13 protein-coding genes are annotated in these 14062 nt (G+C 52.2%); 6 read left to right on the top strand and 7 right to left on the bottom strand.

The features are described 5' to 3' along the window. Positions 1-523: 523 nt before the first annotated feature. Positions 524-1549: an acyltransferase family protein gene (locus JFT91_RS28360; RefSeq protein WP_201234543.1), complete on the top strand. Its 1026-nt coding sequence runs from the start codon at positions 524-526 to the stop codon at positions 1547-1549. Between the two features lie 302 nt (positions 1550-1851). Here JFT91_RS28360 and JFT91_RS28355 read toward each other — a convergent pair whose 3' ends face one another. The 5 genes from JFT91_RS28355 to JFT91_RS28335 form a co-directional block, all read right to left on the bottom strand. After that, on the bottom strand, positions 1852-2553 hold the full coding sequence (locus JFT91_RS28355) for an NAD-dependent epimerase/dehydratase family protein (protein ID WP_201234738.1): 702 nt from the start codon (positions 2551-2553) through the stop codon (positions 1852-1854). Positions 2554-2801: 248 nt separating this feature from the next. Then, positions 2802-3833 (bottom strand): glycosyltransferase, encoded by a 1032-nt coding sequence (locus JFT91_RS28350; protein WP_201234541.1) that lies wholly within the window; start codon positions 3831-3833, stop codon positions 2802-2804. Between the two features lie 18 nt (positions 3834-3851). After that, positions 3852-4178 carry a GtrA family protein gene (locus JFT91_RS30345; protein ID WP_518524905.1) on the bottom strand — a complete coding sequence of 109 codons (327 nt, stop codon included), beginning with the start codon at positions 4176-4178 and terminating at the stop codon, positions 3852-3854. Between the two features lie 76 nt (positions 4179-4254). Further along, positions 4255-5391, bottom strand: coding sequence for a hypothetical protein (locus JFT91_RS28340; RefSeq protein ID WP_201234540.1), 1137 nt, complete (start codon positions 5389-5391; stop codon positions 4255-4257). Between the two features lie 481 nt (positions 5392-5872). Continuing rightward, positions 5873-6064: a YegP family protein gene (locus tag JFT91_RS28335; RefSeq protein WP_201201509.1), complete on the bottom strand. Its 192-nt coding sequence runs from the start codon at positions 6062-6064 to the stop codon at positions 5873-5875. 279 nt (positions 6065-6343) lie between these two features. Between JFT91_RS28335 and JFT91_RS28330 the strand changes: the two genes are divergently transcribed. The 5 genes from JFT91_RS28330 (at position 6344) to JFT91_RS28310 (ending at position 11512) form a co-directional block, all read left to right on the top strand. Continuing rightward, positions 6344-7309: a glycosyltransferase family 2 protein gene (locus JFT91_RS28330; protein WP_201234538.1), complete on the top strand. Its 966-nt coding sequence runs from the start codon at positions 6344-6346 to the stop codon at positions 7307-7309. Positions 7310-7312: 3 nt separating this feature from the next. Beyond that, entirely contained in the window at positions 7313-8023 is a 711-nt protein-coding gene (locus JFT91_RS28325) for a class I SAM-dependent methyltransferase (RefSeq protein ID WP_201234536.1), read from the top strand. Further along, complete coding sequence (locus JFT91_RS28320) at positions 8020-8406, top strand: GtrA family protein (protein WP_201234535.1); 387 nt, start codon at positions 8020-8022, stop codon at positions 8404-8406. Before JFT91_RS28325 ends, JFT91_RS28320 begins: the two co-directional genes overlap by 4 nt. Beyond that, positions 8403-10499, top strand: a complete 2097-nt coding sequence (locus tag JFT91_RS28315) for a DUF6311 domain-containing protein (protein ID WP_201234533.1) — start codon at positions 8403-8405, stop codon at positions 10497-10499. The genes JFT91_RS28320 and JFT91_RS28315 overlap by 4 nt, the downstream gene beginning before the upstream one ends. Positions 10500-10585: 86 nt before the next feature. After that, positions 10586-11512 carry a LysR substrate-binding domain-containing protein gene (locus tag JFT91_RS28310; RefSeq protein ID WP_201234531.1) on the top strand — a complete coding sequence of 309 codons (927 nt, stop codon included), beginning with the start codon at positions 10586-10588 and terminating at the stop codon, positions 11510-11512. 101 nt (positions 11513-11613) lie between these two features. On the opposite strand, the gene JFT91_RS28305 is transcribed toward JFT91_RS28310, so the two are convergent. Together JFT91_RS28305 and JFT91_RS28300 are read right to left on the bottom strand one after the other, a co-directional pair. Further along, the gene (locus tag JFT91_RS28305; RefSeq protein WP_201227567.1) at positions 11614-12549 is read right to left on the bottom strand and encodes a LysR family transcriptional regulator; all 936 of its coding nucleotides are present in this window, start codon (positions 12547-12549) and stop codon (positions 11614-11616) included. Positions 12550-12733: 184 nt separating this feature from the next. Continuing rightward, on the bottom strand, positions 12734-13918 hold the full coding sequence (locus tag JFT91_RS28300; protein WP_201201526.1) for a cyanate transporter: 1185 nt from the start codon (positions 13916-13918) through the stop codon (positions 12734-12736). Between the last annotated feature and the right edge of the window lie 144 nt (positions 13919-14062).

Here is a 14062-nt window from a genome sequence, read left to right as displayed (position 1 = left end):
ATCGCTTGGGTTCTCGGTAGCAGAGGAAGTGATGGATGCGAGTTTAAAGTTCTGTCAGCCCGATCTAGCGCTGACTTTTAGAATCCCTGTCAATGACATTTCGAAAGGTGCGAAGAGGCTTGCAGAGGTTCTGTCGCGCTATGGGCTCTGGCTTGGGTCGTTGTGCCTTCGACATTGGCAAGATGCAAGCCCTTGGCTTCAGGAGAGGCTGCGGAGCCCACGGGCGAATCACTCGCGAGAGAGCCTGGAGGCGGACGGGAGATAGCCGACATGATCAGAGGGCTGCGTTATTGAGGATGTGGCAGCGCATTCCCAGTGCCTGGAGTTGTGAAAGGAGTACAGCGCAATGTCTGTGGTTTAGAGGTGGCAGAGGGTAAAATTACCAGGCATTTCATTAAAAAAATCAGAATTAAAATCTTGTGGTGCGCTGTTCAGTGGTTGTCTGATTTAAATAGCAAATAAATAATAATTGGGCGTGATGTCAGAGAATATGAAAAATTATACGTTAGAATGGTTTAGGTATTTGACCGAGCACAGTAAATATCAAGGCCTGGATCTACTGCGAGCTATAGCAATTGTGATGGTTCTTGTCTGGCATAATATGCCTCAGGAGTTCAGGGTCGGCTGGGTTGGCGTTGATTTGTTTTTTATTCTTTCCGGATTTCTTATTGGCTCGATATTGTTTTCATCGATTCCCTCCGGACGATTCTCGTATTTTGAGTATATGAGAAGTCGCCTTCTCAGAATTTACCCGCTCTACATAGTATCGGTCTTGCTGTATCTGATTGATATAAGGTTTAGGGGGTATGCAGGAACGTCTGCCGATATTCTGAAGATATTCACAGCGCACTCTGTGTTTTTTCAAACTGTTGTTTACGATATTTGGCACGTTGATCTGCCATTTTATCAAATAACTTGGAGTCTGGTTGTAGAGATGATTTTCTATGCGACTATACCTTTTATTCTGTGGGCGCTCATAAATCTAAGAATGGTCTGGGTGGGTATAGCGGTAATTTTAGTATTCTTTTTAGGGCTGCGGTTCTATCTCTCATCTGCTTACCTGCCGGATGATAATAACTGGCAATTCTTTCTTTTTTTGAAGCCATATTATAGATATGACGAATTGATTTATGGGGTGGCTGTGGCTTATGCAGTCAGACAGCGTTTGGATATTTTAAAGAAATGTTCTCTGGCGCTTGCTCTGGTGATTCTGACGATTTCTTTCATCTACATATGGAAGTTGACGGGTGCGGACAAACACCCGAGTATGGCTTTGCTGACGAGAGATGGGATTTTGATTCCGAGCGTATTGGCACTCGGTTTTGCGTTAATGGTATACGCGTTGTACGACAAAAAAATATCCTCACCTGTTATCAATGTCGTAGCGCGATTGGCATATCCACTGTACTTGATGCATATGTTTGTGTTGCATTACTTTCATTGGTTTTCTGCTTTTCTTGTTCTTAGCTTTGTCGCTGCGTTAATTTGTTCGTATTTTATCGAATATCCATTTATTCGAATGTACAAGAAAAAACTGAGACTCGATTAGTTGCGGAGCTTGCCGGGCGAAGCCAGGCCAATTGAGTCTTTAATCGTTTGTTACACTTGATGTGAGCATTTTATGGGGTGCCGTCGTAGTGCAGCAAGCGGTCTCTTTGTGGTCTTCAGGTTGATGTCGAGCATGATAAGAAGGGGCAACGATATTCCGTCGCGTTGCATGCGCGCGTAGTCAGAGGTTGCCCCAATGGTCCCGTTTGGCGAATTGGAGTGGCGAAGGGGGGAGGCGAGAAGTTGCTGTGTGTGTCCCTTCTGTGTTGCGTCTGTTGGCTTGGACGGCGTCATGAATGATGCTCAAAAGAAATCAGCGTAAACCTTTCTGACACCCAGGTTGATTTCTGTAGGGCGCCAGTCCGCAGGAAGGCTGCTGGCATCGAAGGTGATATCTTCGCTGTTAGTATCTGAAGTGCTGGTGCAGATATAAATTTTTCTGTTGATAACTTGTTCGACAATTATTTTCAATTGCAAAATTGACATCGGACGCCCAGATGCCAGTATTTCAATGCGGCCTTGGCAGGCGTTCGAAACTATCCTTTTGGCGATATGCTGTCCTATATCACCGCAGAATACATAATCTCTGAGTGTATCCATGTTGCCAAGTATTTTGACTTCTTTGTTCTGTAGTCCGTTTTTTATAAGTATCGCAATCAAGCCGAGTCGGCCGCCGTTCATCGGGCCATAAACGGAGCTTGGTCTATAAATAAAGCTGGCGTCTGCACCTATCGAGTTCAGCAGTAACTCTTCGAGATTAAGCTTATGGCTCCCATAAGGCCTGCACGGAGAGGGAGTTGAATTTTTATTAATGAATCGTTGCGATTCAAAAAGTCCGCCGGCCGAGCTCACAAAGTGGAAGTTCAATGTATTGCACAAGCCGGATTTCGAAATAGCTTGGTAAACCTCAAGTACTACGTTGAAAGATATTTTCTCTTCTTCCATTTCCGCGTTCGATGAGGCAAAGCCGGCTTTGCCCGCTGCCCATACAAGTGCAACATTAATTTTTTCGGGCGTGCGGACTCGCGTGTGCCGGCATGTGCAATATTTCGAAACTGCGTAATTAGGTTCTCAGCATCCGCTGCTTGCTGTTTTCGATCATTCCAATGGAAGTCATATGACTGAGATTTGTACTGTTCATGCGATAAAAGGCTATGGACTATTTCCTTGCCTATCAAACCCACGCCGAAAATCAGGACGATACTCCTGATTTCCGGGCGGGTGTCTGAGTCCTTATACAATATGATCATATGTTACCTTTTAAAGTATTCCAGCAAGGTGACATCTTGGCTTCTGTCTACTGTATAAAAAGTCGGCTTTCCATTCAGGTGCAGAATGGCGACCATAAGGTATTCCGCTATGATAGTTGCAATAACGCTGATCAGTCCTCCAAAAAACAGTATTCCCGTAAATAGGGATGCCCAGCCATGAGCGTCGATACTCTCGGGGAAAAAGAAGTGTTTTACAATAGTTGAAAGCATCAAGACTAATGATGTCAAGAACGCTAGAATTCCGGCTAGGCCTGCGTAGCGAAGTAATTTCGTATTACTTGAAATCGCCATTCGTCGTGCATGGGAAAGTAATTGTTTGAAAGAGTAACCGCTCTTTTCGCCATTGATAACGCGCTGATCTTTGATGCTCAGCGGAACAGATATCATGCGCTTGGTGAACCAGGTCAGCGAAATATCAAAATAAGTATCATAAGAGCAGACGCTCGCGGCAGCACGGGCGAGGGTGCCTCTCATGACGCGAAAACTATTAAACGATGAGATTTTATCGTTACCGGTAAAGAACTCCATCCCTTTCTTAAATCCAACTGAACCCAAATCTCGAATCAGGCTTTCGTGAACCGCGGCAACGGGCTGGGCATAGGCTACGTCTTTGTTCTGCAGGATTGCTTCAGAAAGCAGCTTAATGATCTCGCTTGGCGGGTGCTGTAGATCCTCGTCGAGTGTAGCAATCCAGTCACTGGATGAGTGAAGAATGCCTGCCATTGTTGCAGGGTGTTGTCCAAAATTGCGAGAAAGATGGATGACTCGCACCCAGTCGTATTCGCGCGCTAACTCGGCCAGCACTGTTGCGGAGTCATCGATACCTTCATCCAATACAAAAATGGATTCCTGTAATTGAATGGGAGCAGCATCATCCCGCAACTGTTCTTTCACTTTAGCGAGTTCAAGAACCAGCTCGCGAAGGTAAACCTGTCCCGAGTAAACCGGGGTTACTGTTGAAAGAGTTAGCATCACACGCCTTTCCGTCAGTTTTTCATGATTCTTGATATTCATAGGCTTCTTAACAGTCGGTTATTCGGTCTTGAATACGTAATATTTGCAAAGCACGTAATTCGTAATGGTATACGCTGGCATTCCCAGTGCCTGAGCAAGATATGCATTACAGTTGAATATCGTGATTAGTGTCATGACAGTCAGGAGGTTTGCTATGTACGAAAGTATAAAGCAAATGCAAAATCTTTTGAATGCTGATAGTTGCTTGCCTTTGAATTCAAAGGTCCAGCGAGAATTGAACGTATAGGAAACGATCAGGCCGCAGCTATAGCCAAAGGCATTTGCATATACATCCCCAAATCCAAAAAATACTTCGTCGCGTAAATGACCGCCAGTCCAACGAATGTATTCATTAGTCCTACTGCTAAAAATTTCAGTAGGGACTTGTCAAGTATTTTTGCGGCCCATATCGGAAAAGTACTCATGTTTTTGGGGCTCTTGTTTTTTTATATAGTTGGGTAAGTGCTGCCAGTGCAACAAGCAGATAAAGCAGCTTGGTCATTACGTAGTATCTGTTTTCAGTATGCATGATTGATGCAGTCAGGAGTCCGGATGCCAGTGTCATTAATGAAATAATCAGCATCCATTTGTTTTTGAATAGATAGGTCGCAAGACTTGCGGCGATGCTCAGGACGATGCCAAGCTGAATAAAAAATATCTTTGTGTTGCTAATAATCAGTGCGGCAGGATGTTCATCAAAAGGTGCTGTTGCTAAATACATTGACCAGTAAAATTTTGATACTCCTTCGTAGAATCGAATGGCGACAAATTCCAGTGTGGAGAATTTTTGTTGCAGTGTGGTTATATAGGCGCCGGGCTCCGGTTTGGTAAAGGCGATGAGTTCCACATAGGGCTGTACGTTTCCAGAGGTGTAGGTCTCCATGTATTTAGGTTCGTAAAACCACAGGGTTCCTTCGGTAGAATTATGGAAAACCAATGCAACCTGAATCAGGCATACGGAAGTGCCCAATAAATACCAGAACAGTGTTTTGAATTTATTGTTGATGTGCTCGCGGAAGTCCGCGGCTAGCCAAAAAACAACGAGAAAAAATATTGAGGCTACGTAATTTTGCTTCAGTAATACAGAGGTGCCGGCCAGCGCTCCTGCTAATATAAGTATTGCGGGTCTGTGTCTATATTCTTTGTTTGAAACTATAGCAATGGAGCTGACGAAAAATACAAGACTTTGAATGTCTGATGATCTGACGGGGATATAAGAGATGCAAAATAGTATCGTTAAAAATACGAGCCCGATTTCAACGGTTTGTTCAAGCCTGCTCCGCGAAGTAACGGGTGAATCAATCAGATTTCTGAAAATCATTAATACCGATGCAATGAGCCCGATAAGGCAAATGATATTCAGCATCAAACTGATATAGCTGGACTTTATTGGGTCGCTAGTGAAGAGAAATGGCAGCGCATGATATAACATGATGCCTACAGGGCGAATGCCGTTGTAGCAATTATAGGGCGCGGTGTCGGAGTTTTCTATATACGCTGCACAAGTTTCTCCAAATATACGGTAAGCTTCTGCATCGCCAATTGCTGGAAAATCCATTTGCATTCCCTAGTGAACGTGTTTCTAAAAGTTTCGGATGTTATCATGTTTTGTTGAGTTTTTAAAGTGGGGCGCGATGCAACTTTGGAATTGTCGGTTCGGCATTCAAACTAAGTATGGTGCTTTTTATTGATTTTCAATATGTTCGATGTTGTCATTGATTTTTTTGTGGGGTGCGCCGTGTGCAGTTTTAACCCCTGTTTGGAGTTGGTCGATTTTCAGTGCTATATATAAAGGGAGAAATTTGTTTTTTGTTTGTTCTGTTTTATGCATTAAATAGCCTTTTCAAGACAATAAATTTGGCGATTTAATCAGGCATGGAAAAAAAGCCTCACAGCATAAAGCTATGAGACTTCCTTTAGGAAAAGATTGAATGAACTTGAGCCTAGCCTGCGCGAAGACAGGCAGTGGCTTGGCCTTGAGTACCAGGGCGTAGAGGTTTTTAGCTTCTTTCTTTCTGATTGTGATCCTGGTCTTGAAATTAAATTTCCTTGACCGGTGTTTCGCCATGTACCGCTTTGATCAACCCGATCACATGCAAACAATCCGCTTTGTTCACATAAGACTCGCCGCTGGCGACGGTCTCGTGATTGCCTGCGCGCAGCCTCCAGCGCCATTGCCCTTTGCCGGTGCTCGAAGTGCCTCTGGATTGCCTGTAAATCTCGAAATACATTCAGTTCGCTCCATGCGATTTATTCCTGCGACAGCCAGTGTGTCGCAACGACGCAAGCCTAGCGCAGGCGGTTTTTTTGGCTATCGGACATTTGTTTCCAATCGTTGGCGGATGTTTCTGAAGGGCGCGGGCCAGAGCGCTGGAATAGGCCTCTGGATTGGCCAATATGACGCCGTCTGACCCTTGCAACAGCAACCACGCTGCTGCTTAATACGGGTCGGCTCATGGCGTCGAACCTTGTTCGATGACCGACAAACACTATAAGAAAGAGCACTCCTTTTGACTCAGCACGGAACGCAACAGGCCGGGCAGGTGACGTTATCGCTGGTGGTCCCCGTTTTTAACGAGGAGGACAGCCTCGACACGTTTCTGCTGCGCATCAATGAAGTCTTTCAGGCCCAGACGCTGATCGATCTCGAAATGGTATTCGTCAACGACGGCAGTACCGATGCCACGCTTGAGCGGCTGCTGGATCGTCAGCAGCAAGATGCCCGCCTGCGTATCGTCGACCTCAGTCGCAACTTCGGCAAAGAGGCGGCGTTGTCCGCCGGTTTGCAGATTGCCACCGGGCAGATCGTGGTGCCGATCGACGCGGACCTGCAGGATCCCCCCGAAATTATTCTGCAAATGATCGAGCGCTGGCGTGAGGGTTTTGAAGTCGTCCTCGGTCACCGCATCAGCCGCCGCAGCGATACCTGGGCCAAGCAGACCTCGGCGCACTGGTTCTATCGTCTGCACAACAAGATTGCCGAACAACCACTCCCCGAGAACGTCGGTGATTTTCGCCTGATGGATCGTTGCGTGGTGGATGCCTTGCTGACGTTGCCCGAGTCCCGGCGATTCATGAAAGGCTTGTTCGCCTGGGTCGGTTTTCGCACGACCCACGTTGATTATGAGCGCCCTGAACGGGTAGCTGGGCAGAGCAAGTTCAACGGCTGGCGGTTGTGGAATTTCGCCCTCGAAGGCATTACCAGTTTCAGCACCGAACCGTTGCGGGTCTGGACCTACGTAGGAGCATTGGTGTCGCTGGTGTCTTTTGCCTTCGCCATTTTTATCGTTTTGCGTACCTTGATCCACGGTATCGACATGCCTGGTTACGCCTCGCTGATGGTCGCTGTGACCTTTCTCGGCGGCTTGCAATTGATCGGCATCGGCGTGCTGGGCGAATACCTCGGCCGTACTTATATCGAATCCAAACGCCGACCGGTCTTTCTGGTGCGTCGCGTCTATGACCCCAAGGATTGAAACATGGATCTCAAGGAAACCGACATCCTCGGCGACAGCATCAACGAGCATTGGTATTACTGCTCCAAAGCTGCGGCCACCACGCGGTTACTGGGTGATGCGCCAATCAGGCGAATCCTCGATGTTGGCGCCGGTTCCGGGTTTTTCTCGCATCATCTGCTGACGCATACCGACGCGAAGGAGGCATGGTGCGTGGACATCAGCTATCCGACCGACTCGAGCGCGACGACCGCCGGCAAACCGGTGCATTACCGTCGTGGGATCGACACCCTCGATGCCGATCTGGTGCTGCTGATGGACGTGCTGGAGCATGTCGATGACGACCTCGGCCTGCTCAAGATGTACGTCGATAAAGTGCCCTCCGGCAGCCGTTTTCTGATGACCGTGCCGGCGTTCCAGTTCATGTGGAGCGGTCACGATGACTTCCTTGAACACAAGCGCCGCTACACCCTGGCGCAGTTTGAAACGCTGGCCCGCGATGCCGGTTTGAGGCTGCAGCGCGGCGCTTATTACTTCGGTGCAGTGTTCCCGATTGCGGCGGCCCTGCGGTTGTTGCCGCAAGGTGCGCAAGCCCAGCCGGCGCGCTCGCAGCTCAAGCGCCACCATCCGCTGGTGAACGGAGTACTGAAAACGTTGTGCAGCCTTGAACTGCCGTTGATGGGCATGAATCGCCTGGCCGGTTTGAGCGTTTTTGTCTTGGCGCAGAAACCGTGACCTCTGCGGAAAAATCAGCGCTGATCCAGCGAGGTTTGCGTTTTGCCGTGACCGGGTTGTTCGTCACGGCTTTGCATGCGCTGATCGCAATTGTGTTCATCAATTTCGTCAGTGCGCTGCCGCCACTCGCCAATGGCGTGGCTTTCGCCGTGGCGACAGTCGTTTCCTACGTAATCAACACCACCTGGAGTTTCTCGGCCCGACTGCATGGCAGAACCCTGATGCGTTTTCTGCTGGTGTCGCTGGGTGGATTTTTGTTGGCGATGTTGGTTGCATGGGCGGCGCAAGTGGCCGGGCTGCACTACCTGTTGGGTATCGGTGCGGTGGCGCTGACCATTCCGGCATTCACTTTTGTGCTGCATAACTTCTGGACGTATCGATGAGGGAATTGAACAAGCATCCGGCGCTCGCGTTATTGCCTTTACTACTCGGAGCGCTGGCGTTTTTTCTGGTGATCGGTCCGCGGGCACTTGATCCGCAGAACATTGCCTGGTTGAAGGACGGTGATCCGGCAACGCATTACCTGGGCTGGGTGAATTTCCGTCATTCGCCCTGGACGTTTCCACTCGGGCTCAACCCTTCTTACGGGCTTGAGTTGGGCAGTGCGATCATCTTTTCCGACTCCAACCCACTGATGGCGCTGCTGTTCAAACCGTTCAGTGGCTGGTTGCCGGAGACGTTTCAGTACTTCGGTCTGTGGCTGCTGGCCTGTTTCGTTCTGCAAGCCTGGTTTGCCTGGAAACTGCTCGGTTTGATGACAGACAATCCCGTGCTGCGATTACTGGGCACGGGGTTATTGGTGTTTTCCCCGCCGATGTTTGTCCGCACGGGTGGGCATTTGTCCCTGGCCGGGCATTTCCTGATTCTTGCTGCCTTGTATCTGGCGCTGCATCCGGCGCTCCAGCGGCGTCGTGCAGCATGGGGCACATTGCTGGCCGTCACCGCGCTGGTGCACGCGTATTTGTTGGTGATGGTGGCGCTGATCTGGGTTGCCGATCTGTTTGCCAAATTCATAAACGGCAAACTCAGCCGTCTTCAGGGGGTGGTCGAGTTTGCAATTTTGTTTGCCTTGGTCAGTGTGTGCTGCTGGCAGGCCGGTTATTTCAGCATTGTCGACGGTGCGGGCGGCGGTGGTTTTGGCTGGTATCGCATGAATCTGGTATCGCTGTTCGACGCGGAGGGCTGGTCGTATGTATTGCCCGGCATCCCCAAGGGCGGTGGCGATTATGAGGGCTTCAACTATCTGGGCCTCGGGATTCTTTTGCTGGTGCCAGTGGCGGGGATTGCCTGGTTCAGAAGCGGTATTTCCTTGAAGGCGTTACTCGCTAGCCGGTGGTGGCTGCTGCTGGCGATGGTCGGGCTGACGCTGTTCGCACTGTCGAATCAGATCGGTTGGGGCACGCACACGTTCAGCTATCCGCTACCCAAAATCCTTGAGCGTCTGGCCAGTATTTTTCGTGCCTCGGGTCGCATGTTCTGGCCGGTGTTTTATGCCATCGTCGTGCTGTTGGTGTTCCTCGTCGTACGTGGTTATCGCGTGCGCACCGCCATGGGATTGCTTGCATTGGCGCTGGTGGTGCAAGTGATGGATACCCGAATTGCCTGGATGGGTTTGCGGGCGGGAAAAATGCTGCCGCCGACATCGGCATGGGCCAGTCCAATGCACGATCCTTTCTGGAACAGCGCCGCGGGTCATTACAAGAATATCCGCGCGTTGATTCCGAAAAATCAGCCCGATCAGTGGCAGGCCATCGCCGATTTCGCCGCTACTCATCGAATGCAGACTGATGCCGTGTACATGGGGCGCATGAGTCCTTCTGTGCTCGAACGCACCCAGCTCGATGCACAGCGCAGATTGGCGACTGGCGAGTACGAGGCCGACTCGCTGTACATCATTGATGACGAGGCGTTGGACGCTGCCATCCACAGTGTGCACAGCGATACTGACCTGCTGACCCGCGTAGACGATTTTGTTGTGTTGGCACCGGGCTGGAAACATTGCGATCAATGCCTGGCGATGGTTGATGAGGGGCGGGCAATGTCTTCGATTCCGCTCAGCCAGTCAGGACTGGTGCAGACATTCAACCGTAAAAGCCGACAGTTGACCAAAGGTTGGTCGGTGCCTGAAACCTGGGGCACCTGGAGCGAAGGGTCAGATGCTGAAATCACGCTGCGGGTGATGCCTGATACCCACGCGATTGTGTTGGAGGCATCGGCATTCGCGATGCCGCCAGCTCTTACCCAGCGGATTATCGTCAGTATCAATGGCGAACAGGTCTTGTCGACGCGTCTGACGCAGGTGCAAGACAACCGGCTGGAAATTCCGCTCAGTACAGCGATCCGCGAGACGTTGGGCAAGGGTGGTCTGCTGAAACTCCAGTTACATCTACCTGATGCCGTCAGCCCGCAACAACTGGGCTTGAATGGTGATTCGCGGGTCATGGGGCTGGGATTGAGAACGCTGACCGTCCACTGAGCACTGAAACACTGTGTGCATGCTGATGGACGCCAGGCCCAAGGACTTTCTACACTGCCGCTATTCCGGGGAGCAGGGGGCAATGGATGAATCGCAATGAACTACGCAAGGCCGACATCAACCTGATGGTGGTGTTCGAGACGTTGATGCTCGAACGCAACGTGACCCGGGCGGCCGAGAAGCTGTTTCTTGGCCAGCCGACCATCAGTTCGGCGCTCAATCGTCTGCGCACGATGCACAACGATCCGCTGTTCATTCGCGTTGGCCATCGCATGGAACCGACTGCTCGCGCCGAGGATATCTTTCGCCACCTCAAGCCTGCACTCGATTCGCTGTCGGTGGCGCTGAGCCTGACCCGCGATTTCGATCCGGCGGTCAGTACCATGACCTTTCGCATCGGCCTGTCCGACGACGTCGAGTTCGGCCTTCTGCCGCCGTTGTTGCGCGCGCTGCGACAGGAAGCACCGAACGTGGTGTTTGTGGTGCAGCATGTCGATTACTGGCGGATCCCCGACCTGCTCGCCGCCGGTGACATCACCGTCGGTATCAGCCAGACCCGTGGCCTGCCGGCCAATGCCAAACGCAAATTGCTGCGGCATATTCAGCCGAGCATCCTGCGTGCCGATGCCTCGGCTACACCGCTGACCCTCGACGAGTATTGCGCAAGGCCGCACGTACTGGTTTCGCACACGGCCAATGTCAGTGGGTTCGCTGATGAGTGGCTGGCGGAACTCGGGCGCACCCGCCAAGTGGTTCTGTCGGTGCCTCAATACAGCGCGTTGCCGGCGCTGTTGGCCGGTACTGATCTGATCGCCAGCTTGCCGGATTACACCGCGGCCGCCATGGCCACCTCGGGATTGCTGTTCAAGGAGCCATTTCCGTTCAAGACGCCGACACTCGACCTGTCGATGGTCTGGCTCAGCCACGTCGACAGCGACCCGGCCGAACGCTGGTTGCGTTCGCGGCTTGAGGCGTTCATGAGCGAACGGCCGGTTACCGACATTCCCCTGTAGGCGCTGCGGTACGCTGCGATTTTTTGATCTTGAGATTTAAAAAGCACAATCAAAAGATCGCAGCCTCGTTTCACTCGACAGCGCCTACAACGGCTTGGGACTCAGGCCGCCTCCAGCTCACTGCATACCTTGATCACTTGCTCGCGCAGCCAAACGTTGGCGCTGTCCTGATCAACGCCCTGGCTCCACTGCATGTCGAGGGTGAACCCTGGCAATCCGTTGGGTGCTTCGCAGTGATTGAACACCGCCTCGTTGGTCAGCAAACGCTGGATACGCCGGGGCAGGGTGAGGATGAAATCGGTGCCGGTGATCATTTTCAGCGCAGCGCTGTAACTGTTCGAGCGCGCCACGATCTGGCGTTTCTGGGCCTGCCGCGCCAACCAGCCGTCGACCATGTTGGTGGTCGACGTCCATGGCGTCGGGAACACATGTCGGCGCTCGGTAAAGGCTTGCAGGCTCAGGCGTGGTTCCAGTGGCGTGGCGCGTTTGTCGAAGACGCAGACAAGATCATCTTCCAGCAGCATCCGAGACTTCAGATCGGTGTGATGGCGGTGGAAGTTGGGGCCGAAACTGATCACCAGGTCGAGACTGCCGTCGCGCAGTTCGTCCGCGGGCACGTCGGTTTCAAACTTGTGCATGTTGACCATCACCGGCAAATCGTCGAAGTCGAAGCGCTTCAACAGGCGCGGCAAGATCAATTGCTCGAAGTATTCCGGGGCGCAGATATTGAACGTGACCGCTTGCCGGGTCGGGTCGAAGGCCGGGGCGCCGGCGTGGCACAGGTTGATACTCTCGAGAATCTTCTGCACATGCCCGTACATGCTGCTGGCCTTGTAGGTCGGGCGCATGCCGGTGCGGGTGTTGATGAACAGTTCGTCTTCGAAACTGGTGCGCAGTTTTTTCAGGCAATAACTGACGGTGGACTGACTGACGCACAACGTTTCCGACACATCGGTGACACTGCTCTGCTCATACACGGCGATAAACACCATGAGATCCTGCATGTCGAGCTTTCGAAGCAAATTACTGTTCAGCATCCATTCCGTCCCGCTGTGCTCCTTGCGCTGAATCCGCGCAAACGTGTGCGAGTGATCCTAGCGGAACGATGGTGCCAGGACAAAGCCTTGTAGGACGTTTCACGGACAATTGTGGGACAGAAAGTTTTAGCAACACGACGTCGCTGATCAAAGCGCTGAAAGATGGCCAGAAGCCTTTAGCCGATCAGGGAAAGTGTCGCGTGTAATGCCGGGGATCGAAGCGCAGTACCATCAGCAACATAACCACCATCACCGCGGTCAGCGACCACCACGCCCAATCGAAGCTGCCCAGTTGATCGCGGATCATCCCGGCCAGCAGCGGCGAAAGACCGGCAATCAGATAGCCGATACCTTGCACGAACGCCGTCAGGCCACCGGCGCGTTGCGGGTTGTCGAGGTGATCGAGCGAGACGATCAGACTCATCGGGAATAAGCCGCCAATGCCCAGACCCAACAGACACGGCCACAGCAGGCTGAAGTGTTGTGGACTGAGGATCAGCCCACAGAAACCGGCGATAATCAGCCCGAGCAACGCCATCAGCACCACGCGACGATCACGGCTGCGATTGGCGATTGCCGGAACCACCAGGCCGGAGATCACCTCCATGGCCGTCAGAAAACCCAACAACAGACCGGCGTTTTGTTCGCTCCAGCCTTTTTCCACGTAGTACGGCGCCAGCCAGGCGAGAACGCAGGTGTAAGACGCCGTCCCCAGGCCGAAGAAGAGCGCGAGTAACCAGGCGCGGGAATTGGCGAAGAAGGATTCTTTCTTCACTACCGTCGTCATTGCGTGCGGCAGGCTAGCGCGTTGCGTCCACCAGAACAGCAACGCCATAAGCGCCAACACGGCCCAAATGGCCAGGCCCAGGCGCCAGCTAGCGGTCTGCACCATCACCTGCGGAGCGAACGAGGCCGCAATCGCCGCGCCGCCCATGATCGACGTGACATATAAGCCCATGCACATCGACACGTTGTCGGCGAAGCGCGATTTGATCAGCGCCGGCATCAACGCCTGAATCAGCGCAATGCCAATCCCCGCCAGCACGGCGCTGATAATCAGTTCGACGGCAGAGTCGACAAACAGCCGCGACAGCGTCGCCAGGCCAATGATCAGCAGCGACAACAACACCGTGCGCCGCTCGCCGAGTCGCTGACTGATGCCGATACCGAAAAACATCGCCAGCCCCATCGCCATCACCGGCAGCATGGTCAGTAGCGAGGCGAGGCTGAAGCTCAGCGAAATCTCGCCTCGAATGGCCGACAGCAATGGCCCGACAGCCGCCATCGACGGCCGCAGGTTGAGGGCTACCAGCATGATGGCGAGCATCAACCAGACAGCGGGGCGGGTTTTAGCGCGGACATTTTCCATCTTCAGACCCTTGAATCAGAGGCTGACGATTAGGCGCCTGGCTGCCGAACCGGACAAACCAGAAAATCCCGAGCAGTATTTAAAAACTCGATAACACCCCGATCCCCGTAGGCGCTGCCGAAGGCTGCGATCCTTTGACCTTGC

It is taken from the genome of Pseudomonas sp. TH08 (assembly GCF_016651275.1).
GTDB lineage: Bacteria > Pseudomonadota > Gammaproteobacteria > Pseudomonadales > Pseudomonadaceae > Aquipseudomonas.
Note: the sequence above shows the minus strand (reverse complement) of the source record. Positions and strands in the feature narration are given on the sequence as shown.